The 22,403-nt window shown below is 61.5% G+C and carries 37 protein-coding genes and 1 tRNA gene; 5 read left to right on the top strand and 33 right to left on the bottom strand.

Annotation, left to right across the window (positions count from 1 at the left end; all coding sequences use genetic code 11):
* Positions 1 to 28: 28 nt before the first annotated feature.
* The 18 genes from V9K97_RS25055 to rplN all read right to left on the bottom strand — a co-directional run bounded on the left by V9K97_RS25055 (position 29) and on the right by rplN (position 8,946).
* Positions 29 to 105, bottom strand: a tRNA-Met gene (locus tag V9K97_RS25055).
* A gap of 18 nt (positions 106 to 123) precedes the next feature.
* Positions 124 to 522 carry a 50S ribosomal protein L17 gene (gene rplQ, locus V9K97_RS25060; protein WP_028258418.1) on the bottom strand — a complete coding sequence of 133 codons (399 nt, stop codon included), beginning with the start codon at positions 520 to 522 and terminating at the stop codon, positions 124 to 126.
* Positions 523 to 604: 82 nt separating this feature from the next.
* The gene (locus V9K97_RS25065) at positions 605 to 1,594 is read right to left on the bottom strand and encodes a DNA-directed RNA polymerase subunit alpha (protein ID WP_009124827.1); all 990 of its coding nucleotides are present in this window, start codon (positions 1,592 to 1,594) and stop codon (positions 605 to 607) included.
* 128 nt (positions 1,595 to 1,722) lie between these two features.
* A complete protein-coding gene (rpsD, locus tag V9K97_RS25070; protein ID WP_013544104.1) occupies positions 1,723 to 2,346 on the bottom strand; it encodes a 30S ribosomal protein S4 in 624 nt (207 codons plus the stop codon).
* A 130-nt stretch (positions 2,347 to 2,476) separates the two neighbouring features.
* On the bottom strand, positions 2,477 to 2,881 hold the full coding sequence (gene rpsK, locus V9K97_RS25075) for a 30S ribosomal protein S11 (RefSeq protein WP_009124825.1): 405 nt from the start codon (positions 2,879 to 2,881) through the stop codon (positions 2,477 to 2,479).
* Positions 2,882 to 2,893: 12 nt separating this feature from the next.
* Positions 2,894 to 3,259, bottom strand: coding sequence for a 30S ribosomal protein S13 (gene rpsM, locus V9K97_RS25080; protein WP_013544105.1), 366 nt, complete (start codon positions 3,257 to 3,259; stop codon positions 2,894 to 2,896).
* Positions 3,260 to 3,282: 23 nt separating this feature from the next.
* On the bottom strand, positions 3,283 to 3,396 hold the full coding sequence (gene rpmJ, locus V9K97_RS25085; protein WP_013544106.1) for a 50S ribosomal protein L36: 114 nt from the start codon (positions 3,394 to 3,396) through the stop codon (positions 3,283 to 3,285).
* A 75-nt stretch (positions 3,397 to 3,471) separates the two neighbouring features.
* A complete protein-coding gene (secY, locus tag V9K97_RS25090) occupies positions 3,472 to 4,785 on the bottom strand; it encodes a preprotein translocase subunit SecY (RefSeq protein WP_258502853.1) in 1,314 nt (437 codons plus the stop codon).
* A gap of 26 nt (positions 4,786 to 4,811) precedes the next feature.
* Entirely contained in the window at positions 4,812 to 5,243 is a 432-nt protein-coding gene (gene rplO / locus V9K97_RS25095; RefSeq protein ID WP_126748522.1) for a 50S ribosomal protein L15, read from the bottom strand.
* An 11-nt stretch (positions 5,244 to 5,254) separates the two neighbouring features.
* On the bottom strand, positions 5,255 to 5,440 hold the full coding sequence (gene rpmD, locus V9K97_RS25100) for a 50S ribosomal protein L30 (RefSeq protein WP_009124818.1): 186 nt from the start codon (positions 5,438 to 5,440) through the stop codon (positions 5,255 to 5,257).
* Between the two features lie 35 nt (positions 5,441 to 5,475).
* The gene (gene rpsE, locus V9K97_RS25105) at positions 5,476 to 5,994 is read right to left on the bottom strand and encodes a 30S ribosomal protein S5 (protein ID WP_042577478.1); all 519 of its coding nucleotides are present in this window, start codon (positions 5,992 to 5,994) and stop codon (positions 5,476 to 5,478) included.
* A gap of 18 nt (positions 5,995 to 6,012) precedes the next feature.
* Complete coding sequence (gene rplR, locus V9K97_RS25110) at positions 6,013 to 6,378, bottom strand: 50S ribosomal protein L18 (RefSeq protein WP_157616839.1); 366 nt, start codon at positions 6,376 to 6,378, stop codon at positions 6,013 to 6,015.
* A gap of 14 nt (positions 6,379 to 6,392) precedes the next feature.
* Positions 6,393 to 6,926, bottom strand: coding sequence for a 50S ribosomal protein L6 (rplF, locus tag V9K97_RS25115; protein WP_009124809.1), 534 nt, complete (start codon positions 6,924 to 6,926; stop codon positions 6,393 to 6,395).
* Positions 6,927 to 6,950: 24 nt separating this feature from the next.
* The gene (gene rpsH / locus V9K97_RS25120) at positions 6,951 to 7,346 is read right to left on the bottom strand and encodes a 30S ribosomal protein S8 (RefSeq protein ID WP_021012928.1); all 396 of its coding nucleotides are present in this window, start codon (positions 7,344 to 7,346) and stop codon (positions 6,951 to 6,953) included.
* Positions 7,347 to 7,366: 20 nt separating this feature from the next.
* Entirely contained in the window at positions 7,367 to 7,672 is a 306-nt protein-coding gene (gene rpsN / locus V9K97_RS25125; protein ID WP_258502860.1) for a 30S ribosomal protein S14, read from the bottom strand.
* A gap of 8 nt (positions 7,673 to 7,680) precedes the next feature.
* Complete coding sequence (gene rplE / locus V9K97_RS25130; RefSeq protein WP_013544114.1) at positions 7,681 to 8,220, bottom strand: 50S ribosomal protein L5; 540 nt, start codon at positions 8,218 to 8,220, stop codon at positions 7,681 to 7,683.
* A gap of 11 nt (positions 8,221 to 8,231) precedes the next feature.
* Positions 8,232 to 8,564, bottom strand: coding sequence for a 50S ribosomal protein L24 (gene rplX / locus V9K97_RS25135; RefSeq protein WP_126748524.1), 333 nt, complete (start codon positions 8,562 to 8,564; stop codon positions 8,232 to 8,234).
* Between the two features lie 13 nt (positions 8,565 to 8,577).
* The gene (gene rplN / locus V9K97_RS25140) at positions 8,578 to 8,946 is read right to left on the bottom strand and encodes a 50S ribosomal protein L14 (RefSeq protein WP_009124801.1); all 369 of its coding nucleotides are present in this window, start codon (positions 8,944 to 8,946) and stop codon (positions 8,578 to 8,580) included.
* A gap of 215 nt (positions 8,947 to 9,161) precedes the next feature.
* Here rplN and V9K97_RS25145 point away from each other — a divergent pair, with 215 nt between their 5' ends.
* Together V9K97_RS25145 and proC are read left to right on the top strand one after the other, a co-directional pair.
* Positions 9,162 to 10,340 (top strand): esterase-like activity of phytase family protein, encoded by a 1,179-nt coding sequence (locus V9K97_RS25145; RefSeq protein ID WP_337321404.1) that lies wholly within the window; start codon positions 9,162 to 9,164, stop codon positions 10,338 to 10,340.
* Complete coding sequence (proC, locus tag V9K97_RS25150) at positions 10,337 to 11,194, top strand: pyrroline-5-carboxylate reductase (protein WP_337321405.1); 858 nt, start codon at positions 10,337 to 10,339, stop codon at positions 11,192 to 11,194. The genes V9K97_RS25145 and proC overlap by 4 nt, the downstream gene beginning before the upstream one ends.
* 6 nt (positions 11,195 to 11,200) lie before the next feature.
* On the opposite strand, the gene V9K97_RS25155 is transcribed toward proC, so the two are convergent.
* The 6 genes from V9K97_RS25155 to V9K97_RS25180 all read right to left on the bottom strand — a co-directional run bounded on the left by V9K97_RS25155 (position 11,201) and on the right by V9K97_RS25180 (position 15,410).
* On the bottom strand, positions 11,201 to 11,668 hold the full coding sequence (locus V9K97_RS25155; protein WP_337321407.1) for a MaoC/PaaZ C-terminal domain-containing protein: 468 nt from the start codon (positions 11,666 to 11,668) through the stop codon (positions 11,201 to 11,203).
* Between the two features lie 16 nt (positions 11,669 to 11,684).
* Positions 11,685 to 12,545 carry a 4-hydroxybenzoate octaprenyltransferase gene (gene ubiA, locus V9K97_RS25160; RefSeq protein WP_337321409.1) on the bottom strand — a complete coding sequence of 287 codons (861 nt, stop codon included), beginning with the start codon at positions 12,543 to 12,545 and terminating at the stop codon, positions 11,685 to 11,687.
* 61 nt (positions 12,546 to 12,606) lie between these two features.
* Positions 12,607 to 13,182 carry a Dps family protein gene (locus V9K97_RS25165; RefSeq protein WP_337321411.1) on the bottom strand — a complete coding sequence of 192 codons (576 nt, stop codon included), beginning with the start codon at positions 13,180 to 13,182 and terminating at the stop codon, positions 12,607 to 12,609.
* 153 nt (positions 13,183 to 13,335) lie between these two features.
* The gene (locus tag V9K97_RS25170; RefSeq protein ID WP_337321413.1) at positions 13,336 to 14,301 is read right to left on the bottom strand and encodes a LysR substrate-binding domain-containing protein; all 966 of its coding nucleotides are present in this window, start codon (positions 14,299 to 14,301) and stop codon (positions 13,336 to 13,338) included.
* Between the two features lie 446 nt (positions 14,302 to 14,747).
* Positions 14,748 to 15,188, bottom strand: a complete 441-nt coding sequence (locus V9K97_RS25175) for a helix-turn-helix domain-containing protein (protein WP_337298177.1) — start codon at positions 15,186 to 15,188, stop codon at positions 14,748 to 14,750.
* A 21-nt stretch (positions 15,189 to 15,209) separates the two neighbouring features.
* Positions 15,210 to 15,410 (bottom strand): hypothetical protein, encoded by a 201-nt coding sequence (locus V9K97_RS25180; RefSeq protein ID WP_337321415.1) that lies wholly within the window; start codon positions 15,408 to 15,410, stop codon positions 15,210 to 15,212.
* Between V9K97_RS25180 and V9K97_RS25185 the strand changes: the two genes are divergently transcribed.
* From V9K97_RS25185 to V9K97_RS25195, 3 genes are read left to right on the top strand one after another with little or no spacing between them, the layout of a single operon-like run.
* On the top strand, positions 15,409 to 15,885 hold the full coding sequence (locus V9K97_RS25185) for a hypothetical protein (protein WP_337321416.1): 477 nt from the start codon (positions 15,409 to 15,411) through the stop codon (positions 15,883 to 15,885). The two genes, V9K97_RS25180 and V9K97_RS25185, sit on opposite strands and share 2 nt — an antisense overlap.
* A 31-nt stretch (positions 15,886 to 15,916) precedes the next feature.
* Positions 15,917 to 16,324, top strand: coding sequence for a hypothetical protein (locus V9K97_RS25190; protein WP_337321418.1), 408 nt, complete (start codon positions 15,917 to 15,919; stop codon positions 16,322 to 16,324).
* Positions 16,325 to 16,348: 24 nt separating this feature from the next.
* Entirely contained in the window at positions 16,349 to 16,699 is a 351-nt protein-coding gene (locus tag V9K97_RS25195; RefSeq protein ID WP_337298174.1) for a hypothetical protein, read from the top strand.
* Between the two features lie 84 nt (positions 16,700 to 16,783).
* On the opposite strand, the gene V9K97_RS25200 is transcribed toward V9K97_RS25195, so the two are convergent.
* The 9 genes from V9K97_RS25200 to V9K97_RS25240 all read right to left on the bottom strand — a co-directional run bounded on the left by V9K97_RS25200 (position 16,784) and on the right by V9K97_RS25240 (position 22,219).
* Positions 16,784 to 17,203 (bottom strand): phospholipase D-like domain-containing protein, encoded by a 420-nt coding sequence (locus V9K97_RS25200; RefSeq protein ID WP_337321420.1) that lies wholly within the window; start codon positions 17,201 to 17,203, stop codon positions 16,784 to 16,786.
* 36 nt (positions 17,204 to 17,239) lie between these two features.
* Positions 17,240 to 17,764, bottom strand: coding sequence for an HD domain-containing protein (locus tag V9K97_RS25205; RefSeq protein WP_337321421.1), 525 nt, complete (start codon positions 17,762 to 17,764; stop codon positions 17,240 to 17,242).
* Positions 17,765 to 18,768: 1,004 nt separating this feature from the next.
* The gene (locus tag V9K97_RS25210) at positions 18,769 to 19,338 is read right to left on the bottom strand and encodes a hypothetical protein (protein ID WP_337321423.1); all 570 of its coding nucleotides are present in this window, start codon (positions 19,336 to 19,338) and stop codon (positions 18,769 to 18,771) included.
* A gap of 47 nt (positions 19,339 to 19,385) precedes the next feature.
* On the bottom strand, positions 19,386 to 19,616 hold the full coding sequence (locus V9K97_RS25215) for a hypothetical protein (RefSeq protein ID WP_337321425.1): 231 nt from the start codon (positions 19,614 to 19,616) through the stop codon (positions 19,386 to 19,388).
* Between the two features lie 104 nt (positions 19,617 to 19,720).
* Positions 19,721 to 20,344: a tyrosine-type recombinase/integrase gene (locus V9K97_RS25220; protein WP_337321427.1), complete on the bottom strand. Its 624-nt coding sequence runs from the start codon at positions 20,342 to 20,344 to the stop codon at positions 19,721 to 19,723.
* 164 nt (positions 20,345 to 20,508) lie between these two features.
* Positions 20,509 to 20,916 carry an OmpA family protein gene (locus V9K97_RS25225; protein ID WP_337321428.1) on the bottom strand — a complete coding sequence of 136 codons (408 nt, stop codon included), beginning with the start codon at positions 20,914 to 20,916 and terminating at the stop codon, positions 20,509 to 20,511.
* 89 nt (positions 20,917 to 21,005) lie between these two features.
* Positions 21,006 to 21,395, bottom strand: a complete 390-nt coding sequence (locus V9K97_RS25230; RefSeq protein WP_337321430.1) for a DUF5071 domain-containing protein — start codon at positions 21,393 to 21,395, stop codon at positions 21,006 to 21,008.
* Positions 21,396 to 21,470: 75 nt separating this feature from the next.
* Positions 21,471 to 21,782, bottom strand: a complete 312-nt coding sequence (locus V9K97_RS25235) for a DUF5076 domain-containing protein (RefSeq protein ID WP_337321432.1) — start codon at positions 21,780 to 21,782, stop codon at positions 21,471 to 21,473.
* Positions 21,783 to 21,919: 137 nt separating this feature from the next.
* The gene (locus tag V9K97_RS25240; protein WP_337321434.1) at positions 21,920 to 22,219 is read right to left on the bottom strand and encodes a hypothetical protein; all 300 of its coding nucleotides are present in this window, start codon (positions 22,217 to 22,219) and stop codon (positions 21,920 to 21,922) included.
* Between the last annotated feature and the right edge of the window lie 184 nt (positions 22,220 to 22,403).

Below are 22,403 nucleotides of genomic sequence, written 5' to 3' on the forward strand. Positions count from 1 at the left end.
CCTTTGAATTTCAAAGGGCCTTTTAAATTGGTTGCGCGAGCAAGATTTGAACTTGCGACCTTTGGGTTATGAGCCCAACGAGCTACCAGGCTGCTCCATCGCGCGGCAAGATGGAATTATACCTTATTCGGCAGCGCCTTGCTCGGCGGCTTCTTCTTTAATTTCAGGACGGTCCACCAGTTCGACCAGAGCCATGGGTGCATTGTCGCCAACGCGGAAACCCATCTTCAGGATGCGGGTGTAGCCGCCCGGACGCGCTGCGAAGCGCGGGCCGAGTTCGCCGAAGAGCTTGACGACGCTGTCGCGGCTGCGCAGGCGGTCGAAAGCCAGGCGCTTGTTGGCAAGCGTGGGCTTCTTGGCGAGCGTGATCATCGGTTCGATAACGCGGCGCAGTTCCTTGGCCTTGGGGACCGTGGTCTTGATGACTTCGTGCTCGATGAGCGAATTCATCATGTTCTGCAGCATCGCAAGGCGGTGCGAGCTGGTGCGGTTGAGTTTGCGGAGTCCGTGTCCGTGACGCATGGTGCTTTTCCTTTACTTTATTAAACAGGCAGCCGTATCAGGTACTGCCCGGGCACGAGCCCTCATGGGCTCAATTCAAAAATCAACGCTTGTCGAGACCGGCCGGCGGCCAGCTTTCAAGCTTCATACCCAAGGTCAGGCCGCGCGAAGCGAGGACTTCCTTGATTTCGTTGAGCGACTTGCGACCCAGGTTCGGGGTCTTGAGCAGCTCGTTCTCGGTACGCTGGATCAGGTCACCGATGTAGTAGATGTTTTCGGCCTTCAGGCAGTTGGCCGAACGCACGGTGAGTTCGAGCTCGTCGACAGGGCGCAGCAGGATCGGATCGAATTGCTGAGCGCTGCGCGGTGCCGGCGCATCGAATGCAGCCAGTTCGCCGCCTTCGAGCTGTGCAAACACGGCCAGTTGCTCGACCAGGATTTTAGCCGAGGCGCGCACGGCGTCTTCAGCGGTGATCGCACCGTTGGTTTCGATCTCGACCAGCAGCTTGTCCAGGTCGGTACGCTGTTCGACACGAGCGCTTTCGACCGTGTAGCTCACGCGCTTCACGGGCGAGAACGACGCGTCCAGAACGATGCGGCCAATCGACTTGGTCGGCTCGTCGGCGTAGCGGCGCATCGTGCCGGGCACGTAGCCGCGACCCTTTTCAACCTTGATCTGCATGTCGAGCTTGCCGCCTTGCGACAGGTGCGCGATCACGTGGTCGGGGTTGATGATCTCGACGTCGTGCGGGGTCTGGATGTCGGATGCCAGGACCGGGCCTTCGCCGTCCTTGCGCAGGCTCAACGTGACTTCATCGCGGTTGTGGAGCTTGAACACCACGCCCTTGAGATTCAGCAGGATGTTGACGACATCTTCCTGCACGCCGTCGATCGACGAGTACTCATGCAGAACGCCGGCGATCGTGACTTCAGTGGCCGAATAACCGACCATCGACGACAGCAGAACGCGACGCAGCGCGTTGCCGAGCGTGTGGCCGTAGCCGCGCTCGAAAGGCTCGAGCGTGACCTTGGCCTTGTTGGCGGCAAGTTGCTCGACCTGAATGGTCTTGGGTTTCAGCAGGGTGGTTTGCATGCAGACTTCCTCTCAATACCCCCGGCTCGTTACACCGGTAAGGCTGGTGAAGCACCCATCGGAAGTGCCTCCCGATGGGAACAAAAAAATCAAATTCGGGCCGCGAAGAGCGGCCCGTTATCGTCTGTTTAGCGCGAGTACAGTTCGACGATCAGCGATTCGTTGATGTCGGCTGCGAATTCGTCGCGATCGGGCACCTTCTTGAAGGTACCTTCGGCCTTGTCGGCGTTCACTTCGACCCAGGCCGGAATACCGACTTGTTGGGCGAGCTGGAGCGCTTCGGCAATGCGGGTCTGCTTCTTCGACTTGTCGCGCACGGCGATCACGTCGCCGGTCTTCACCAGGTACGACGGGATGTTGACCGACTGGCCGTTCACCGTGATCGCCTTGTGCGACACGAGCTGGCGTGCTTCGGCGCGCGTCGAGCCGAAGCCCATGCGGTAGACCACGTTGTCCAGGCGCGATTCGAGAATGAACAGCAGGTTGGCGCCGGTGTTGCCACGGCGACGATCGGCTTCTTCGAAGTAGCGGCGGAACTGCTTCTCGAGCACGCCGTACATGCGCTTGACCTTCTGCTTTTCACGCAGTTGCAGGCCGTAGTCAGACGTGCGCTGACCCGAAGTGCGGCCGTGCTGGCCGGGCTTGGAGTCGAACTTGGCCTTGTCTTGAATCGAGCGGCGGGCGCTCTTCAGGAACAGGTCGGTGCCTTCGCGGCGGGAAAGTTTGGCCTTGGGGCCGAGGTAGCGTGCCACGTGGTTTCCTTTGTGTCATCTGCCGCAGTTGCCTGCGGGAGCCATCGGCGAAAACGCGGATGGCGGTGGGCTTAGTTAAAAAACAAATGCGCAGCCGCTCAAGAGCCGGCTGCGCCTTGCGGACTGACGATCAGATGCGGCGACGCTTCTGGGGACGGCAGCCGTTGTGCGGAACGGGCGTCACGTCGGCAATGGAATTGATCCGGATGCCGAGCGCAGCCAGTGCGCGCACCGACGATTCGCGACCGGGGCCGGGGCCCTTGATCTCGACGTCGAGGTTCTTGATACCTTGTTCGACAGCAGCACGGCCGGCCACTTCGGAAGCCACCTGCGCAGCGAACGGCGTCGACTTGCGCGAGCCCTTGAAGCCCTGGCCACCCGACGAAGCCCACGACAGGGCGTTGCCCTGGCGATCGGTGATCGTGATGATGGTGTTGTTGAACGAGGCATGCACGTGGGCGATACCGTCCGCAACGTTCTTGCGAACCTTCTTGCGAACGCGCTGTGCGGCGTTGTTTGCAGGTGCTTTAGCCATGCTGGTCTATCCTTATTTCTTCAGGGACTGCGCAGCCTTGCGCGGACCCTTGCGGGTGCGGGCATTGGTGCGCGTGCGCTGGCCGCGCATCGGCAGGCCGCGACGGTGACGGAAGCCGCGATAGCAGCCGATGTCCATCAAACGCTTGATGTTCATCGTCGTCTCGCGACGCAGATCGCCTTCGATGGTGAACAAGGCGATCTGGTCGCGGATCTTTTCGAGATCGGCGTCAGTCAGGTCCTTGATCTTCTTCGAATATTCGATGCCGCTCGCTTCGCAGATTTGACGGGCGCGCGTGCGACCGATGCCGAAGATGGCGGTCAGGCCGATTTCAGCGTGCTTGTGCGGCGGAATGTTGATGCCAGCAATACGTGCCATGTGCGTCCTCTAATACTCTTCAATCAACCCTGGCGCTGCTTGTGGCGCGGGTCGGTGCAAATCACACGCACCACACCTTTACGGCGGATGACCTTGCAATTACGGCAGATGGTTTTGACCGAAGCCGAAACTCTCATTTCATTCTCCTAAAACTGTTTAACGTGGCGGTACACCGCCCACACCCAATATTCTCAATACTGAAACTCACGGCCCTACGATGTCTTGAAGTTGGCCTTCTTCAGCAGCGATTCGTACTGCTGGGACATCATGTAGTTTTGCACCTGGGCCATGAAGTCCATCGTGACGACCACGATGATCAGCAGGGAGGTACCACCGAAGTAGAACGGGACGTTGTACTTCAGGATCAGGAACTCGGGCAGCAGGCAGACGAAGGTGATGTACACCGCGCCGGCCAACGTCAGGCGAACCAGAATCTTGTCGATATAGCGAGCGGTTTGGTCACCCGGGCGAATGCCAGGAATGAAAGCACCACTCTTCTTCAGGTTGTCGGCCGTTTCCTTGCTGTTGAACACGAGTGCCGTGTAGAAGAAGCAGAAGAAAACGATCGCGGCAGCGTACAGCAGCACGTAGATCGGCTCGCCCGGGCGCAGTGCGCTGGCAATGTCCTTGATCCAGCGGAAACCGCCTTCACCGGTGCTGAACCAGCCGACCACCGTTGCGGGCAGCAGGATGATCGACGAGGCGAAGATCGGCGGAATCACACCGGCCATGTTCAGCTTCAAGGGCAGGTGCGACGACTGGCCGCCATAGACCTTGTTGCCGACCTGACGCCGCGCATAGTTCACGAGGATCTTGCGCTGGCCGCGTTCGACGAACACCACGAAGTAGGTGACCAGCACCACGATCGCGATGATGAAGAGCGCGATGATCGGATTCATCGCACCGGTCGTCACCAGCGACGCAAGGCCGCCAATGGCGCTCGGCAGACCGGCCGCGATACCTGCAAAGATCAGGATCGAGATGCCGTTGCCCAGGCCGCGCTCGGTGATCTGCTCGCCGAGCCACATCAGGAACATCGAACCCGCCGTCAGGCTCACCATCGCGGTCAGGCGGAAGCCGAAACCGGGGGAGTTCACCAGACCGGCCGACGACTCGAGAGCCACCGCGATGCTGAACGACTGGAACAAGGCCAGGCCGAGTGCACCGTAGCGCGTGTACTGCGTGATCTTGCGACGGCCAGCCTCGCCTTCCTTCTTCAATTGCTCGAAGGTAGGAACCACGTAGGTCATCAACTGCATGATGATCGACGCCGAGATGTACGGCATGATCCCCAACGCGAACACGGTGAAGCGCGACAGCGCCCCGCCCGAGAACATGTTGAACAGGCTCAGAATGCCGCCCTGCTGGCCCTGGAACAACGCAGCCAGCTGGTCCGGGTTGATGCCCGGCACAGGAATGTGCGCGCCGATCCGATAGACCACGAGCGCGAGCAGCAAAAAGACGAGCCGGCGGCGGAGGTCGCCGAACTTGCCTGTTTTTGCGATCGTTGCCGCGTTAGTTGCCACGAAGAACTTCTTTCAGTCCAGTGTGATCAGGCGATGCTGCCGCCGGCTGCTTCGATTGCAGCCTTGGCACCAGCGGTTGCGCCCACGCCCGTCAGCTTGACGGCCTTGGTGAGTTCACCGGTCTTGACGACCTTGACGACCTTGGCGAGCTGGCCCACGAGGCCGGCTTGCTTGAGCGCCAGGATGTCGACTTCGGCCAGGCCGAGCTGCTCGAGGGCAGTCAGCGTGACTTCGGCGTTGAACTTCAGCAGGTGCGACTTGAAGCCACGCTTCGGCAGGCGACGCTGCAGCGGCATTTGACCGCCTTCGAAGCCGACCTTGTGGAAACCGCCTGCGCGCGACTTCTGACCCTTGTGACCGCGACCTGCGGTCTTGCCGATACCGGAGCCGATACCGCGGCCAACACGGCGCTTGGCGTGCTTGGCGCCGGCTGCCGGCTTGATGCCATTGAGTTCCATATCAGTCTCTCTTACAGAACTTTGACCAGATAACTGATCTTGTTGATCATGCCGCGCACCGCCGGGGTGTCTTGCAGCTCGCTCACGCTGTTGAGCTTGCGCAGGCCGAGGCCACGCACGGTCGCGCGATGCGATTCCTTGGTGCCAATCGGGCTCTTGACCAATTGCACCTTGAGGGTTTGTTGTTGCGTCGTCATTTGAATGCTTCCTTCAGCCTTGCGAGAGCTTGCGCTCAGGCGAAGATTTCTTCGACGGTCAGGCCGCGCTTGGCAGCCACTTCGGACGCGGTCGTCGAGTTCTTCAACCCGTCGAGCGTAGCGCGAACCATGTTGTAGGGGTTCGACGAACCATGGCTCTTGGCCACGATGTCGGTGATGCCCATGACTTCGAACACGGCGCGCATCGGGCCGCCGGCGATGATGCCGGTACCCTTCGGGGCGGGGATCATGACGACCGAAGCGGCGCCGTGATGACCCGTCACGCGGTGATGCAGCGTGCCGTTCTTGATCGAGATCTTGGCCAGGTTGCGACGGGCTTCTTCCATCGCCTTTTGCACGGCGGCAGGCACTTCCTTCGACTTGCCCTTGCCCATGCCGACGCGGCCTTCGCCGTCGCCCACGACGGTGAGTGCTGCGAAACCGAGGATACGACCACCCTTCACCACCTTGGTGACGCGGTTGATCGCGATCATCTTCTCGCGCAAACCGTCTTCAGGGCCTTCGTTCTGCGTTCTTGCTTGAATCTTTGCCATTTTGAATCTCGTGTCCGGTTAGAACTGCAGACCGGCTTCGCGGGCCGCCTCGGCGAGCGCCTTGACGCGGCCGTGGTACGCGAAACCTGCGCGGTCGAAAGCGACCTTCTCGACGCCGGCAGCCTTCGCCTTTTCAGCGATGCGCTTGCCGATGGCCGTTGCAGCGGCGGCATTGCCACCCTTGCCCGAGCCGCCGAGTGCAGCGCGCACTTCGGCTTCGGCCGTCGATGCGGTGGCGATCACCTTGGTGCCGTCGTCGGAGATGACGGTGGCATAGATGTGCAGGTTGGTGCGGTTCACCGTCAGGCGAGCCACGCCCTGCGTCGCGATGCGGATGCGGGTCTGGCGCGAGCGGCGAAGACGCTGTGCTTTTTTGGTCAACATCATTTTGCTGCCCCTTACTTCTTCTTGGTCTCTTTGATCACGATCTTCTCGTCCGAATAACGGATGCCCTTGCCCTTGTAAGGCTCAGGCGGACGAACAGCGCGGATCTCAGCGGCGATTTGACCAACGCGCTGACGGTCAGCACCCTTGATCACGATTTCGGTCGGGGTCGCGGTGGCCACCGTGATGCCTTGCGGCATGTCGATGTTGACCGGGTGCGAATAACCGACTTGCAGGTTCAACTTGTTGTTGGACGCTGCGGCCTTGTAGCCGACGCCGACCAGGTTGAGCTTCTTCTCGAAGCCCTTGGTCACGCCAACCACCATGTTGTTCACCAGCTGACGAATCGTGCCGCTCATTGCGTTCGCTTCACGCGATTCGTTGGCGGGTTCGAAGTTCAGCTTGCCGTCATTGCTGACGATCTTGACCAGCGCGTTGCGTGCGAGGTTGAGCGTGCCGCCCGTGCCCTTGACGCTGATCTGGTCTTCCTTGATCGACACATCCACGCCTGCGGGGATGGTGATCGGCATTTTTCCTACTCGGGACATTTCAGTTACTCCTCGATGTCTCGGTTAGGCGACGTAGCACAGCACTTCGCCACCGACACCGGTAGCGCGCGCCTTGCGGTCGGTCATCACGCCCTTGGGGGTCGTGACGATCGCAACACCGAGGCCGTTCTGGACTTGCGGAATGGAAGCACTGGCCTTGTAGACACGCAGGCCGGGACGGCTCACGCGCTCGATGCGCTCGATGACCGGACGGCCAGCGTAGTACTTCAGGGTAATGACGAGTTCGGACTTGCCGTCTTCGGTCTTGACCTGGAAACCGTCGATATAGCCCTCGTCCTTCAGGACCTGCGAGATCGCGATCTTCACCTTGGAAGACGGGACCGACACAGTGGGCTTCGCCACCATCTGCGCGTTACGGATACGCGTCAGCAGGTCGGCAATGGGATCACTCATGCTCATGTTGTTTGCTCCTGCCTGGCTTACCAGCTGGCCTTGGTGACACCGGGGATGTCGCCATTGAAAGCCAGTTCGCGGATCTTGGCGCGGGCCAGACCGAATTGACGGAAGGTGCCACGGGGGCGACCGGTGATTTCGCAGCGGTTGCGCTGACGCGTGGGGTTCGCGTTGCGCGGGAGCTTTTGCAGGCCCAGGCGGGCAGCAGCGCGCTCTTCGTCGCTCTTCTTCACGTCGTTGGAAATTGCCTTCAGTTCCGCGTGCTTCGCAGCGTACTTGGCGACCAGCTTGTCGCGCTTGAGTTCGCGCTGGATCAAAGATGCTTTAGCCACAGATCACCTCAGTTCTTGAACGGGAAACGGAAACCAGCGAGAAGCGCCTTGGCTTCTTCGTCGGTCTTGGCCGTCGTCGTGATGCTGATATTGAGACCGCGCAGGGCATCGACCTTGTCGTATTCGATCTCGGGGAAAATGATCTGTTCCTTGACGCCGATGTTGTAGTTGCCACGGCCGTCGAACGCACGGCCGGAGATGCCGCGGAAGTCGCGAACACGCGGCAGCGCGATGGTCACGAAACGGTCCAGGAACTCATACATCTGCACGCCACGCAGCGTGACCATGCAGCCGATGGGCTGGTTTTCGCGGATCTTGAAACCGGCGATAGCCTTCTTCGACTTGGTGACCACGGGCTTCTGGCCGGCGATCTTGGTGAGGTCGGCGACAGCGTTGTCGAGAACCTTCTTGTCGGCGACAGCTTCACCCACACCCATGTTCAGGGTGATCTTGGTGAGGCGGGGGACCTGCATCGGCGACTTGTAGCCGAACTTTTCCGTCAGGTCTTTCGCGATCTTTTCGCGATAGTGTTGTTGGAGACGTGCCATGTGAGTACCTCTTAGGCGAACTTGATTTCGTCGCCGCTGGACTTGAAGACGCGAACAGCCACGCGCTTGCCGTCAGCACCCTGGGTGATCTTGATGCCCACGCGATCGGCCTTGCCGGTCGCGGCATTGAAGATCGCCACGTTGGATTGATGGATGGGCATGGTCTTCTCGACGATGCCGCCGGTCGTACCCTTGAGGGGGTTCGGCTTGGCGTGCTTCTTGACGATGTTCACGCCCTCGACGACGAGGTGCGAATCGTCCTTGCGCAGCGAGACGACGCCGCGCTTGCCTTTGTCGCGCCCGGCCAACACGATGACCTGGTCGCCTTTGCGAATCTTGTTCATGGCGTTGTTGTCCTTACAGAACTTCGGGGGCCAGCGACACGATCTTCATGAACTTTTCGGTGCGCAGCTCGCGCGTCACCGGTCCGAAGATGCGGGTGCCGATCGGCTCCAGCTTGGCGTTGAGCAACACAGCTGCGTTGCCATCGAATTTGACGAGGGAGCCGTCGGCGCGACGGATGCCCTTGGCGGTGCGGACCACCACTGCGCTGTAGATCTCGCCCTTCTTGACGCGACCACGCGGAGCGGCTTCCTTGATGCTGACCTTGATGACGTCGCCCACGCTGGCATAACGCCGCTTGGAGCCACCGAGCACCTTGATACACAGGACGGACTTCGCGCCTGTGTTGTCGGCCACTTCGAGCCGGGATTCAGTTTGGATCATTGCTAGTAGTTCCCAACTTGTACCGATGCGCCTCCAGGAGGGAGACGCTGCGGTCAGTCTTGGGCCCGTCGTCTGCACCTCGAACCACTCGAGGCACTTCCGCTTTGGGCTGAAAGCTTCGCCTTTTTGAAGCGAAGCCAGCGATTGTGGCACGCAGGCAAAAGGCTGTCAACTGCCTTCTGGCCCGGAAATGCGCCGGGACTAGACTTGGCGGCGTGCGCACCGTTATTCCAGCCCTCCAGGAAGCCCCTTCACCCGCGCGTCGCCGGCTGCTGCTGGCCGGCGGCGCCGCCGCTTTGGCAGGCTCGGGACTGTGGGGCTGCGGGAGTCCGGCGGTGCCGCTGCCAGGGGCGGGACGACTGCGTCGCATCGCGGAGGCCCACTGGCCGCACCGGCTGAATATACAGGGCACGACGGCGGGCGGCCTTTCCGGCGTGGACTACAACGCAGAAAGAAGCGAGTACTTGCTACTCAGCGATGATCGATCTGACTTGAGTCCGGCACGTTTCTATATCGCCTCCTGGCCCGCACCCTGGACCGAGGCGCCCGCCCCGCGAGATGTGGTTCAGCTGCAACGACCCGGCGGCGGCCCTTGGCCCGACCGGCGCCGCGCCGAGCCGGGCACCCCTGTGGCAGACCCCGAATCGCTGCGCCTGCGGCCAGGGGCCGGCACCCTCCTCTGGGTGAGCGAAGGGGACGTGTTGCGCGGGTTCGGCCCGAGCTTTTATGAATCGGCGCGCGATGGCCGGCTGCTGCGTGAATTCGCGCTGCCCGCCATGTTCAGCCCCGATCCGGCCCGGCAACGCGGTCCGCGCGACAACCTGGGTTTTGAAGGCCTCGCAGTGACGCCGGACGGCCGCCATGCCTGGCTCGCGATGGAGAACGCCCTGATCCAGGACGGCCCGGTTCCCACCACCCAAGCGGCCGGGGGCCCTTGCCGGCTGACCCAGGTCGACCTGGAAACCGGTCGGGCCGTTCGGCAGATCGCCTATGTTCCCGACCCGATTCCGCTGCGGCCGCTCCTCCCCGGCGGCCATGCGGACAACGGCATCAGCGAGATCCTGATGCTCGACAACAAGCGGATGCTGGTGCTCGAGCGCGCCTACGCCACTGGCGCCGGAAACTCGCTGCGCCTCTATGAGATCGAAACCCGCGACGCGACCGATGTGCTGAATACCGACGTGCTCGCCACAGGCAACCACCGGCCGGCGCCAAAAACGCTGGTCGCCGACTTCGCCTCGCTCGGCCTTTCGCGCCTGGACAACACCGAAGGCCTTTGTTGGGGCCCGGCATTGCCGGACGGCAAGCGCATGCTGGTCGTGGTGAGCGACGACAATTTCAACCCGCTGCAGACAACCCAGTTCGCGGCATTCGAATACACCGACCGACCATGACCATCGCCGTCACTTTCCTGCCCCGCACCGCGCCGGCCCCGCTTCCTCCCGTGGCCTTCATCGGCGGCGGCAACATGGCCAGCGCCATCATCGGCGGCCTCATCAAGCAGGGCACGCCCGCCGACGCTTTCGAGGTGGTCGAACCCTTCGAAGAAGCCCGCCAGAAGCTGGCGCGGTCCTTCGGCATCACCGCGCAGGCCGAGGCGAGCGAGGCCCTCTCGCGCTGCGCCGTGGTGGTGTGGGCGGTCAAGCCGCAGACCTTTGCGGAAGCCGCCCGCCCGGTGCGCGCCTTTGCTGAAGACGCACTGCACCTGAGCGTCGCGGCGGGCATTCCGTCGGGCAGCATCGCGCGCTGGCTCGGCAGCGAGCGCCTGGTGCGCGCCATGCCCAATACGCCGGCGCTGGTCGGCCAGGGAATGACCGGTCTCTACGCGCGGCCCGGCGTGGACGCTGCCGACCGCGCACTGGTCGCGCAATTGCTGGCGCCCACCGGCGAGCTGCTCTGGGTCGACGACGAGGCCGCGCTGGACGCAGTCACGGCCATGTCCGGCTCGGGCCCGGCCTATGTGTTCTATTTCATCGAGGCCATGGCCGAGGCCGGCGTCGAAATGGGCCTGTCGTCCGACCAGGCCCTGCGGCTGGCGGTCGGCACCTTCACCGGGGCCTCGGCGCTGGCGCACAGCGCCACCGAGCCGCCCTCGGTGCTGCGCGAGCGCGTGACGTCGAAGGGCGGAACCACCTATGCGGCCCTCACGTCGCTCGAGGGCGCCGACGTCAAGGCAAAGTTCAAGACCGCCATTCGCGCGGCCCAGCAGCGCGCCGCTGAACTGGGCGAGGAATTCGGCCGCGCCTGAACCTCGTCAGGCCGGCAATGCGCGCGGCCCGAGGAAGACCAGCCACTCAGCCGCCAGCGTGACGGTACCCTCCTCGAGCTCGAGCAGCACCTCCTCCTTCAGCAGGAAGCTGTCGCCAGGCTTGGGCGTCACTTCGAGAATGCGCACCCGCGCCCGGAAGCGCGCACCCACCGGCATCGGCCTGACAAAGCGCAACCGGTCGAATCCATAGTTCAACGCGTGGTTCGCATCGAAGGGCAGCAGCCTCCGCATGGCCTCGCCGGTCAGCCGGATCAGGTGCGACACCTGGAAGAAGCCCGGGACGATCGTTCCGCCGTAGTTCGCCTCGCGTGCGGCGCGCTCCGGGTCGAGATGGATCCATTCGCCCTCTCCGTCGCCCGACAGTGCCGCATACCGGTCGACCATCTCCTGCGTGATGAGGTGCCATCCGGACAGGCCTTCCTGGCCGACCTTCTGCGTCAGGCGTTCGAGCATGGTGCGTCCTGTCTGTCTAGTGGATGGCATAGCCGGCCGCGATGCCGGCAAACACCGTGAAGCCGAGCCAGTGGTTCAGCCGGAAGGCCTTGAAGCAGCCGTCGCGGGTGCGGTCGCGAATCAGCCGCCAGTGCCAGCCCGCCTGCACCGCGGCAATGGCAATGGCTGCAAAAAACACCACGCCGAGCCCCCGGCTGGCACCGGCCCAGGCCCAGACCGCCAGGAACAGGCCGTAGCTCGCCATGACCGCGGCCACGTCGAAGCGTCCAAAAGTGATGGCCGAGGTCTTCATGCCGATCTTGAGGTCGTCGTCGCGGTCGACCATGGCGTATTCGGTGTCGTAGGCCAGCACCCAGAACAGGTTGCCGGCGAGCAGCCAGGCGGCGAACACCGGCACGGAGGACTGCACCGCCGCAAATGCCATCGGAATACCGAAGCTGAAGGCAATGCCGAGCACCGCCTGGGGAACCGAGACGAAGCGCTTGGCAAACGGATAGACCAGCGTGATGGCCAGCGCCGCGAACGACCACAGCACCGTCACCCGATTGGTCGTGAGCACCAGCGCAAAGGCCAGCAGCGCCAGCACCGCGCCCAGCACCAGCGCCTCCTTGACCGAGACCGCTCCGCTGGTGACCGGCCGCTGCGCGGTTCGCTTCACATGGCGGTCGAAGTCGCGATCGGCCACGTCGTTGACGCAGCAGCCCGCGCTGCGCATCAGGATGGTGCCCAGCACGAACACGGCCAGCAGGTGCCAGCCCGGCCATCCCTCGGCCGCAAACCAGAGGGCACCGAGCGTGGGCCAGAGCAGCAGCAGCCAACCGGCGGGACGGTTCCAGCGAATCAGGTCGAGATAAAGCGCAAAACGGCGGGCGAGCATGCGGCAGGCAAAAAAAGAGCGGCCATTGTGCCGCTCTCGGGGTTCGGGTTTGCGTGCCCGCTCAGTCTTCGAGCAGCGAACGCAGCATCCATGCGGTCTGGTCGTGCACCGTGCAGCGCGCGGTCAGCATGTCGGCCGTCGGGTCGTCGCCGGCCTCTTCCGCCACCGGGATGAACTCGCGCGCGATGCGCGACACGGTTTCGTGGCCCTTCACCAGGATGCGCACCATCTCCATCGCCTTGGGCGGGGTCTGCGGCACATCGGGCACGGTGGCGATCTTGCTGAACTCCGCATAGGAGCCCGGCGCATAGTGGCCGAGCGCGCGAATGCGCTCGGCAATGATGTCGGTCGCGCCCCAGAGCTCGGTGTACTGCGTCATGAACATGGCGTGCAGCGAGTTGAAATGCGGCCCCGTCACGTTCCAGTGAAAGTTGTGCGTGGTGAGGTAGAGCGTGTAGGTGTCGGCCAGCACGCGGCTCAGGCCCTCGGCAATGGCGGCACGGTCCTGGCGCTCGATGCCGATGTTGATGATCGGCGCATTGCGGCTGCCCGACTCCTGGGCCACCAGGGCATCACCCTTCTTGGGCACCTTGCCCGATGAAGAGGACGACGACGCTTTCTTCGAATCTCTTGCCATGGCGTGAAACTCTTTCTTCAAGTTTTAGGGACACCGTTATTCTGAAAGCCGGCCCGCGGCTTCGCAACAGCGTCACTCTATCCCAGCGATGAATGAATTCGAATGGCTTCCACGTAGGCCAAGTTCGCGAGTTTGCTCTCTCTTGCGGCAGCCTTATGACAGCCGCTTGACGCCCGGCAGCTCGCACGCATAAATGGCATTGCGCAACGCGGCAATCGCCTCGTAGCGCGTGAAGGTGCGGCGCCAGGCTAGCACCACGCGCCGCGTGGGCGGGTCTCGGTCCTGCGCGTCGCGCACCGGCAGGTAGCGCACCATCTGCTCGGGCTCCCTGCGGCCCTTGACCTTGGGCTTGAGCGCTTCGGCCGGCACCGAGAGGCGCGGCACCAGGGTCACGCCCATGCCCGACGCCACCATGTGCTTGATGGTTTCGAGCGACGAGCCCTCGAAGCTTTTCCGGATGCCCTCGGCATTGCTCGAAAAGCGGGCGAACTCGGGGCACACCTCCAGCACATGGTCGCGAAAGCAATGGCCGGTGCCCAGCAGCAGCATGGTTTCGTTCTGCAGCTCGTCGGAGGTCACCGATTCCCGGTCCGCGAACTTGTGCTTCGTGGGCAGCGCCGCCATGAAGGGCTCGTCGTAGAGCGGCGCCATCGCCAGGCCGGTGTCGGGAAAAGGCTCGGCCATGATCGCGCAGTCGATCTCGCCCGCGCGCAGCATTTCGAGGAGCTTGGCGGTGAAATTCTCTTGCAGCACCAGCGGCATCTGCGGCGTGCGCGAAATCACCTGGCGCACCAGATCGGGCAGCAGGTATGGGCCGATGGTGTAGATCACGCCCAGGTTCAGGGGCCCGGCCAGCGGGTCTTTTCCGCGCTTGGCAATTTCCTTGATGCTGGCGGCCTGGTCGAGCACGCTTTGCGCCTGCTGCACGATCTGCTCGCCCAGCGGCGTGACGGTCACTTCGCCCGCGCTGCGCTCGAAGAGCTTGACCTCGAGCTCGTCCTCGAGCTTCTTGATGGCCACCGACAGCGTCGGTTGGGAGACGTAGCAGGCCTCTGCCGCCTTGCCGAAGTGCCGTTCGCGGGCTACTGCGACGATGTATTTGAGTTCTGTGAGAGTCATAGCTTGCGTCAATTATGCGCAAGGGTGTGTGACCGGGCGCGGTCTGGGGTTAGAAGCTCCTTACAGAGTGTCAAATTTCCTAACAGAGAGTCAAAATTCTCTGCGTTAAAGCAAACCCCGCCCAAACAGAGTGTCAAAAAAATCTGAGGAGGACTGGGGCCAACTTCAACAGCAACTGCTAACAACAAGAAGCTTTGGCGACCAGAACGTCAGCCCTCGCGGCGGTTCGAGATCGGTGAGCAAACGTTCGGAGGGCGCTTGTCTGTCGCTGACTTGGTGCCGATACGCGACAGACGTTCAGAGCACCCGGACACCTCCCACGGATTGATAGAGCTTGTCGGCCTCATTCAACGTGAGCTCCGAACGACCCACGACCTTTGCTAGCAACGAGGTCGCTCGTCTGCTCAGCGATGACCGCATTGCTGCGCGAAAACGGGCCGCCTTCTTCACTTCAGCGTGGTTAAACGCTCCACAACCTCGCGCGCACCCAGGTCCCTTGCTGCCGCAAGGCTTTCGAGCTGCGCTGCCCGCGGGCGTGCCTTGCCTTGTTCCCAGTGGTAGATCGTCTGCCCGGAAACGCCCACCAGCCGTCCATAGATCGCCGCGGACAGCCCGAGCTTGGCTCGATGCGCAGCCAACCTGGTTGCACTGAATCGGCGCTTCGTGCCTGCTGCTTCAGCGTCTGACTCAGACGCCGCACTGGAACGCGCCGCGCCGTTCGCGACACGATGCAGCTCCTTCTCAAGCGCATTCACCTGACGCCGCAATTCGGCAATCGAGGCGCGATGCGTAGCAGATGCTTTCTTGAGGGTTTCGATCTCGACGCGCACTTCTTTGCGAGCGACGCGGGAGATCTCGGCTTTGAGGATCGAGGCAATGTTTGGCATCGGCGCATTGTGCCGTTCCGGCTATCTGGCCTCCCCTGGCGTCATCACCGGCTCCAGCCATTTGAGCGCGGCGGCCCTGGGCGACAGCGTGCGCAGATGCGCCTCGCACGCCAGGTCGGTGGCCAGCTCCTCGAGCTGCTCAGGATCCACCGTCCGCCAATGGCGCTTGAGCTGCTGCGCACAGTAGTAGATCCATAGATCGGTCGGAATGTCGTCTTTCATGGCGCCATACTACTGTATATTCATACAGGTGTACTGCGAAGTGTTTAGATACCGGTTCGAGGGCCAGGCGCTTTCCACCAAGGAGGCGGTGAAGCACACGCGCCGCATCGGAGAGCTGCTCTACGTGCCGAGGATCGATGACCCGCGCCCTGGTCGCAGCCTGATGATCGCCATGCTGCTGGCCGACGACCAGGAGAGCTATGTGATCCCGCTGCTCAATCGCGCTTACATGCTTGAAGTCCGGGGCGGTTTCTTCATCGAAGGCACCGAGATCAATCCGCGCGGACGGGCGCTCAAGAACATCAAGGCGGACACCTACCCGCAGCGCTGGTTCTGCCGGCCGGTGCCGACGCCCGCCCCTCCCGATGCGAAGGCCGCCCGCCTGGAGGCGCAGCGCCACGGCGAAATGATTGCGAAGGCGCTGCAGCGCTGGCCATTGCGCCGCGGCGGTTCCAGCCTCGGCGGAAGCGCATAGCGCGTTTGCGAACTTGCTCAAGGAGATGACCATGGACCAAGCTGAACTCTTCTTCCCGCAGCCGGTAGCCGCGGCGCCGGTCGACGTCGCGCCGCAGGAGGCCAGTGATGACGACCTACCGTTTCGGTTTGAAGAGGTGGAACCGGAACCTCGCGTCGCCTACCTCGTGCGGCTCTCCGACTATCCGCATCCGGCGGCCGATGCGGCCAAGGTGGCGGAGCAACGCTTCCGGCGCGAGCTTGACCGGCAACTGGGCCATGACGTGGTGCCGGCGCTTCGCGCGTTTCAGAACGCGAGTGTGTCGGGCGAGAGCGATCTCACCAAAGGCGAGATCGCACTGTCCAAGCGCTGGATCAAAGCCTTCGATGTGGCCAGGACTGCGGGCTTCCGTGACCTGGGCGATACCGACGAAGCCTATTTCGCCGTTCGTGTTCTGTGAGGTGGCAGCAGCTACGATTTGGTCATGACGAAAGAGATTGCTCGCCTTTCTCCGGCAAGCTGCGTCCAGCTACTCGATGCCCTGCAAGCGTTGGGGTGGGAGTTCGAGCATCCCGTCAGCGCCGAGATCACGGGCTGGAGCAATCTAGGTGAAGAGATTGGCCTCGTATCTACTGAGGAGGCCTTCGGTTTTCTTACAGCGGCGATTGGACACGGTGTCCAGCTTTGGGCTGCTCCGGATAGAGATCTATTTCTGAGCTGCGGGAAGACGCTGCAGATCTACTTCGATGGATTTACTCCTGAGGAAAGCACATCGCTGCAAGCCGCATTGCAAGCCCGCGGATTGAAGTTCGATGTGAGCGACGACGGCGCCTAACGGAACCGATGCACAAGTACGCGCTCGCGTCCCCCGGCGGGGTTAGGCCCCTGGCCCTGTCTGCGGCAACAACGTTAACGCTCTCTAAAGGAAAGACTCTGGAATCAGCAACGATTGCATGTAAAGTTTTAGACGGGTCCAGACATCCGAGCCGGGCTCGGAATCAATCGTCTTTTGAGTGTTACTCTCGACAAACAACCACTCCAAATCGCGCTCCGATCCTTGCTTCAACCGAACCTGGTATGAGGCATTTTTCTTAAGCAGCTCCATCAGGCTAAGCGCCTCCGCAGCCAGACTAGGGCTGCGTATGAGAAGCCCGAACTCGGTGTTTAGCCCTTGTGAGCGAGGATCAAAATTTACCGATCCGATGAACATCTGCTTGCGATCGATGACCGCAGCTTTGGAATGCAGACGCAAGGGTGCGTTGGCAATCTCACCGGGAAGCAGCAATCGCTGGCCAAGTTGTGGATGCAACTCGTATATTTCTATCCCAGCACGAAGCATATTGTCCCGGTAAGGGCAGAATACGGCCAACTCCAGTCACGCTGCCTGCGGCAGCTTGTCATCACTCAACAGCCCGTCGAGTTCAGACCAGAGTTCATCACAGAGCCCAGCCCTAAATGCGGATGCCTTGAATACCGCATGCTCACTGCGATAAAGGTTCCAAAGGTCACGATTGGCATCAGCCACGCACGCCCTCACGTTCGAGAGGCGGTCGGCGACTTTCACGATCAGCGCGAGCTCTTCCGACCCTGCTACTTTCGCCAGCTTCGCGTACGTCTTCGACTTGCGCTCTTTTCTGTTCGCGCCAGGTTCGTCCGTGAGGAGTGCTACGCATGCGGCGACTTCGTCGCCAAAGCGGGAGGAGACTTCGGCGATCGTCGCACCGGTGTCTTCAACAACATCGTGCAGATACCCGATGACCTGAGCGGTCAGACCATACGGCGCGAGTGTGGCTGCGACCGCATCTAAGTGGTGCGAATAAGGGTGTGGCCCATACATTTGCGCGCCGTGCATGCTGAGCGCATAGGCGCGGGCAGCGGAAAGTTTAGAGGGTTCCATCATGGAATTCTGACTCAGAATCGACCGACTTCTCATGGCCGACTGTAGCCGGTCGCGCTGCCGTCGCGGAGGGGCCCTAAGCCGACTTTCGGTTTGCTCCGGAGCAGACGTAGCGCAGACTCATTGCGCATTCAGTCTTGCGTTTAAGGTTCTCTATGGCGATGTACGTGGCCGGGGCCGGACCGTCGAGGTGCGTGGAGCGGTGTCCCGGGTACAGTGGCCTCCATGAGGCAACCCACCATTGATGCCGGTACCACTGCGAGTTCGGACAAGCTGAACTTTGCTCCATTTGTTTTTGCTGGAATAGGACCGCCAGTTGGGCTATTTATTGCGAGTGCAGGGGAAAGCAGCGCCAACATCGCGGGTCTAGTGTTTGTGCTTGTCGCTTCGTATTTCGTCGGTGTAGTACCGGCTCTGCTTTCAGGAGTTCTTCACTCTCTGCTCGGATACCTCTGTCTCCGGGCATTTGGGCTGAGCCGCATTGGTCTGCTTCTCGGGAGCGCGCTGGGAGCCGTCAGTGGCTTAGCGAGCATGATGGCATTTAGCCTCCTGAAGTTTGGCAGCGTGCTACCTCCGTCGAATGTCCTCACACAACTGCTCCTTGCCGGAGTGGGGGCAGGAGCCGTATGCGGCACGGTGGTTTCCTTATGGAGCAATGCCTCCACGGAGGCGCAAGAATCCGAGGAGGACGCGTCCAAGTTCGACAAGCAATCTCCCGGGGACTTGACTGGCCCTCACGGTCTCTGCCCCAACTGCGAGGCGCCAGTTGCGTTGAACGCTCCCGCGTGTCCGCGCTGCCATGCGGAGTTTGGTGAGAATGCTGTGTGGCGACCGACACCGCTTGCGCGATAGAACGACCGCTCATGGCCGCGTCCGGCCTTGCGGTTCGAATGATTGGGCTGCGGCAAAGGCCCCAATGCGGCCCTTGAAGGAAACCTGACGCAGGGCGCTCAACGCCCACAACCAGGCGCGTGCGAGCGCGCAGCGCGAGGCCCGTTTTGTTGGCCTCAATCTAAGTCCTCGAGTTTGGTAAGGCGGTACGCCATCTCTTCTCGAACCTCCGCGTCCGAGTGAGCTGAGAAAGCCCTCAACGCCTCAATAGCTTCCGGGGTACCAATGTCGAGGAGAGCGTGGCTGAACCACTTTGCTACCACGCCAGAACCAGACCCGTTGTACTCGTCCATGTAGTCTAGGTTGGAGGTGAACGCTTTGACCAGATATGGAACAGCGGACGGCTCCGCCATGAGTTGGAGCTCCCGCACGAGCTCCTGGTGACGGTAGTGCTGCTTGATCAGCAGCATCTCACAGAGAAGGACCGCTTTTTCCGCGTCGTCAAACTGGAGGGCAACCTCCAAAATGAGATGGACGCGGTCCTTGTCGCCTGCCTCAATCGCGCTAAGAAGGTTGCTCAGGAGAAAAGAAGAACGCTTTGACGGTTCGATTTGGTTCACAACCCAAAAGCGCTCAACTTGCTCCAAGAAGTCCTGATACCAGGAGGGCACAGCGTCCAAGTTCGGCTTTACGCTCGCCGGCTGTAGCAGCGGAGATTTTTTGCCGTCATTTTTGATAGGGTTCATCGATAGATATCCGCTTCTGGCCGCGTCCCGCTGTACGTTTTCGGGCCTCAGGGCTCACCCCGATATTTCGGGTTCGCCTGAAACTCACCCGTGATGTTGCCACGCTCATCGACCTTGAATGCCCCCTTGATGAACTCCGGAGGGATGTGGTCGGCCGGGCCAAAGCTTCCCGCGATTTGGTAGACCCAGCCTCCGGGGTTGGCCTTGGCTTCCGCGACATTTCCGGCGTTGGAGCGACCGCTATCGGCGAGACCGCCGCGACTTTCTTGAATGGCCACATATACGGGGTACGAATCAGTTGGAGGGGCGGAGCGAACGGCCGGTTCTGGCCGCATTCTGCCGGAGAGCCGCCCGGTCAAACAAGGCCGGGCGGGCTGAAGCTTCAGGCGTCGGTTTGCTCAGCCATCTCCAAGGCGTCTTCAACTTCGATGCCCAGATAGCGAACCGTGCTTTCCAGCTTGGTGTGTCCGAGCAGCAGCTGTACGGCGCGCAAGTTCTTCGTGCGTCGATACACCAGTGACGCTTTGGTCCGCCGCATGGAATGAGTTCCATACGCTGCAGGGTCCAGTCCAATTTCCGCGACCCATCCATCGACGATTCTTGCGTACTGCCTCGTTCCAAGATGCGGCGATGCGGTAACGCGGCTGGGGAAAAGGAAGTCTTCGGCCCGAAGCTGAGCCTTTGCGATCCATGCACCCACTGCTTCTCGCGTCGGCTGCGTTAATTCAAACTGGACCGGACGGCCGGTCTTTTGCTGGACCACGCTGCCTCGCGCTGCCGCTCGGTCACCGGTAGCAACATCCCGAACATGCAGCTTGACCAGGTCGCAGGCTCGCAGCTTGCTGTCAATACCAAGGTTGAACAGTGCCAGTTCGCGCGTCCGGCAGGACAGCTGCAGCCGGACCCGTATCGCCCAGATTTCCTTGAGCTTGAATGGCCGTTTTTGCCCCACAAGCTTCTCCTTGTTCCAAGGCGTCCGAGAATTTTTGACGATCAGTGTTTCCATGTCGATCTCCTGCGCGAAGTTAAGGGATCGACACTTTGCGCTCGGTCGCTCTGGGCGCTATCCGGCTGTACGACTTGCTCCAAAGCGGTCACTTAACGAGTGCGGTACACGGCCCCTACGTATGTCTGGCGACGACCTTCATGTAGCGATCAGGTGTGTGGTGGTCAGGTTTTATTCTGACGAAGGATGACAACCTTCACCGCGGTCGAACGGTCCCGCGCGCGCCCTTCGAGGGTGTTCTCATGTCTGGGCGCAGCGGCCGTCACGATGATGCGGCCTGGCGGGATGCCACGGGCCTCGAAATACTTGCGCATGAACTCTGCACGCTTGCGGTCCACAGCCCACTGCGGCATCTCGGTGCGTTCGTTGGGATCTGCGTAGCCGGTGATCTCGATGCGAGTCACCTCGAACCCCTCGCTGATCCTGGCTGCGAGCTGGTCCAGTTTGGAGAAGGCAAGGGGATGCGGGTAGGCTTGCATGCCCGACAGCGCGGCCGGAGCCAACTGAGCACTTCCGGCGACGTCCCCGCACTCCCACATGATCGCTTCTCCGTTCAAAATTCTGAGCCGCACTTGGACGACTGGTCTTGGCCGGATGTTGCCACAGGCGCCGGAGCCAAGATGCGCCAGAGGCACCTTCCCAATCCTCAATAGCGTCCTGCTTAGGCGGCGCTCTTCGCCAGAATCCTGCGAGCGATCACATCCACCCCTTCGTCGATTTCGCCTGGGCTCGGGTTCAGGGCCATGTGCAAGAGGTGCGGCTCGACCGCCGCCGCGAGTTGAGACGACGGATCAACAAGTTTCTCGAGTACCCAGTACTTCCAGACGTAATCCTCGGATTCGAAGATCGCGCGCAAATGAGGTGCCAATGGCTCACCAATTCCAGCCAAGAAGGGAGTTAGGACCTTTGTGACAGGCCAGTTGATGTCTTGCATCCAGGCGAGCAACGCGGGAAGCAGCGCGTCGACGGCAGGGTAGCCGAGAGCGACGATTGCTTCTGCCCTTGGGAGATCGTGTTTGTCGACTGGTAGAAGGTGCGTCGTGTTGGGCAAGAAATTCTCCTTCGTCTTCAACAGCCCCTATTGGCCGTCTGCCGCCGTCACCCAACATTCAGCGCCTTGAATGCATTACGAATGACCAGGATGAAATTGGCCCTTGGCCGGCGAAGTCGGTTGATCGAGCTCGGCATTCAGGGCCTCAAGTATTGATTGAACTGCCGCACTTGAATGAACACCTTGCTGCTCCTCCATGGCATTCCCGACGTGCCGGATAACGTCCGCCAACAAAATGCCCCACGAGCGCGCTTCATCGCGACCTTGCGCTTGCCAGAAGCCGACCTTGAGAGAGCAGTGCAACCCTCTTTCCGCAATCCATGCGCTAAGCATCTGAACGGCATTTTCGTCTCGCTGGGCAGCAGGCGGAACTACGAGGGGATTCATTTTGTGTTGCTACAAGGTCACGCTAACCGTTGTGGGCACTGAGAACGTCGGTTTCGAGCGAATTTCGAGGCACGGCTGACCGGCCGCTGTTGGCCGAAGTCCGTCATCCTGTCGCCGGCCGTCATGCGTCCATGATCTCATGGGCTATTGACCAACTGCATGTATCGCCAGACGCCCCAAACCACGCCCACAGCGATACCAACCGCGACGCTCCAACCCACAGGAACACCCGCGATGAAGCTCAGAAAAAACATCAATGCGACCGACGCGAGACTAATGTAGGTCAGTGTGATGAGGTCAAAGCGTGCGATCTCGCTCGCGTCCTCGGAGACTGCACGGTCGCCGTGATCGCGCTTGCGGCGCTGCCCTCTGAAGAGCACCACGTCAACGATGAACTCGAAGATTCCGACGACGACGTCCGTCAGTAAGCTGAACATGAAGCTCCTTTGAGTGCCCGCAATTGGCCGATTGTGCCCCTAGCCGTAGGCCAAACATGGCCGCGAAAGCTGATGTCCATCCCAGAAATAGCAGGCGCTGCTTGGGCGCTGCATCCAGGACAGCTGCAGTCCGGCCAGCGCATGCTGAGGCTCCCTCAACTCGATGGGAGACCATCATGGGATC

The sequence above is a fragment of the Variovorax sp. CCNWLW186 genome, from assembly GCF_037203865.1.
In the GTDB taxonomy this organism is placed as follows: domain Bacteria; phylum Pseudomonadota; class Gammaproteobacteria; order Burkholderiales; family Burkholderiaceae_C; genus Variovorax.

Coding starts and splice junctions, on each gene's coding strand:
- V9K97_RS25220 (WP_337321427.1), bottom strand. CDS start 20,344: ATGGAAACACTGATCGTCAAAAATTCTCGGACGCCTTGGAACAAGGAG.
- rplN (WP_009124801.1), bottom strand. CDS start 8,946: ATGATCCAAACTGAATCCCGGCTCGAAGTGGCCGACAACACAGGCGCG.
- V9K97_RS25185 (WP_337321416.1), top strand. CDS start 15,409: ATGGCGCCATACTACTGTATATTCATACAGGTGTACTGCGAAGTGTTT.
- rpsH (WP_021012928.1), bottom strand. CDS start 7,346: ATGAGCATGAGTGATCCCATTGCCGACCTGCTGACGCGTATCCGTAAC.
- V9K97_RS25200 (WP_337321420.1), bottom strand. CDS start 17,203: ATGCTTCGTGCTGGGATAGAAATATACGAGTTGCATCCACAACTTGGC.
- rpmD (WP_009124818.1), bottom strand. CDS start 5,440: ATGACGACGCAACAACAAACCCTCAAGGTGCAATTGGTCAAGAGCCCG.
- V9K97_RS25175 (WP_337298177.1), bottom strand. CDS start 15,188: ATGCCAAACATTGCCTCGATCCTCAAAGCCGAGATCTCCCGCGTCGCT.
- rplX (WP_126748524.1), bottom strand. CDS start 8,564: ATGAACAAGATTCGCAAAGGCGACCAGGTCATCGTGTTGGCCGGGCGC.
- V9K97_RS25165 (WP_337321411.1), bottom strand. CDS start 13,182: ATGGCAAGAGATTCGAAGAAAGCGTCGTCGTCCTCTTCATCGGGCAAG.
- V9K97_RS25180 (WP_337321415.1), bottom strand. CDS start 15,410: ATGAAAGACGACATTCCGACCGATCTATGGATCTACTACTGTGCGCAG.
- rplR (WP_157616839.1), bottom strand. CDS start 6,378: ATGTTGACCAAAAAAGCACAGCGTCTTCGCCGCTCGCGCCAGACCCGC.
- rplE (WP_013544114.1), bottom strand. CDS start 8,220: ATGGCACGTCTCCAACAACACTATCGCGAAAAGATCGCGAAAGACCTG.
- rplO (WP_126748522.1), bottom strand. CDS start 5,243: ATGGAACTCAATGGCATCAAGCCGGCAGCCGGCGCCAAGCACGCCAAG.
- V9K97_RS25205 (WP_337321421.1), bottom strand. CDS start 17,764: ATGATGGAACCCTCTAAACTTTCCGCTGCCCGCGCCTATGCGCTCAGC.
- rplQ (WP_028258418.1), bottom strand. CDS start 522: ATGCGTCACGGACACGGACTCCGCAAACTCAACCGCACCAGCTCGCAC.
- V9K97_RS25240 (WP_337321434.1), bottom strand. CDS start 22,219: ATGTTCAGCTTACTGACGGACGTCGTCGTCGGAATCTTCGAGTTCATC.
- V9K97_RS25190 (WP_337321418.1), top strand. CDS start 15,917: ATGGACCAAGCTGAACTCTTCTTCCCGCAGCCGGTAGCCGCGGCGCCG.
- V9K97_RS25210 (WP_337321423.1), bottom strand. CDS start 19,338: ATGAACCCTATCAAAAATGACGGCAAAAAATCTCCGCTGCTACAGCCG.
- rpsK (WP_009124825.1), bottom strand. CDS start 2,881: ATGGCTAAAGCACCTGCAAACAACGCCGCACAGCGCGTTCGCAAGAAG.
- ubiA (WP_337321409.1), bottom strand. CDS start 12,545: ATGCTCGCCCGCCGTTTTGCGCTTTATCTCGACCTGATTCGCTGGAAC.
- rpsE (WP_042577478.1), bottom strand. CDS start 5,994: ATGGCAAAGATTCAAGCAAGAACGCAGAACGAAGGCCCTGAAGACGGT.
- V9K97_RS25065 (WP_009124827.1), bottom strand. CDS start 1,594: ATGCAAACCACCCTGCTGAAACCCAAGACCATTCAGGTCGAGCAACTT.
- rpsM (WP_013544105.1), bottom strand. CDS start 3,259: ATGGCACGTATTGCTGGCATCAACATTCCGCCGCACAAGCACGCTGAA.
- V9K97_RS25235 (WP_337321432.1), bottom strand. CDS start 21,782: ATGAATCCCCTCGTAGTTCCGCCTGCTGCCCAGCGAGACGAAAATGCC.
- V9K97_RS25170 (WP_337321413.1), bottom strand. CDS start 14,301: ATGACTCTCACAGAACTCAAATACATCGTCGCAGTAGCCCGCGAACGG.
- V9K97_RS25195 (WP_337298174.1), top strand. CDS start 16,349: ATGACGAAAGAGATTGCTCGCCTTTCTCCGGCAAGCTGCGTCCAGCTA.
- rpmJ (WP_013544106.1), bottom strand. CDS start 3,396: ATGAGAGTTTCGGCTTCGGTCAAAACCATCTGCCGTAATTGCAAGGTC.
- proC (WP_337321405.1), top strand. CDS start 10,337: ATGACCATCGCCGTCACTTTCCTGCCCCGCACCGCGCCGGCCCCGCTT.
- V9K97_RS25155 (WP_337321407.1), bottom strand. CDS start 11,668: ATGCTCGAACGCCTGACGCAGAAGGTCGGCCAGGAAGGCCTGTCCGGA.
- rplF (WP_009124809.1), bottom strand. CDS start 6,926: ATGTCCCGAGTAGGAAAAATGCCGATCACCATCCCCGCAGGCGTGGAT.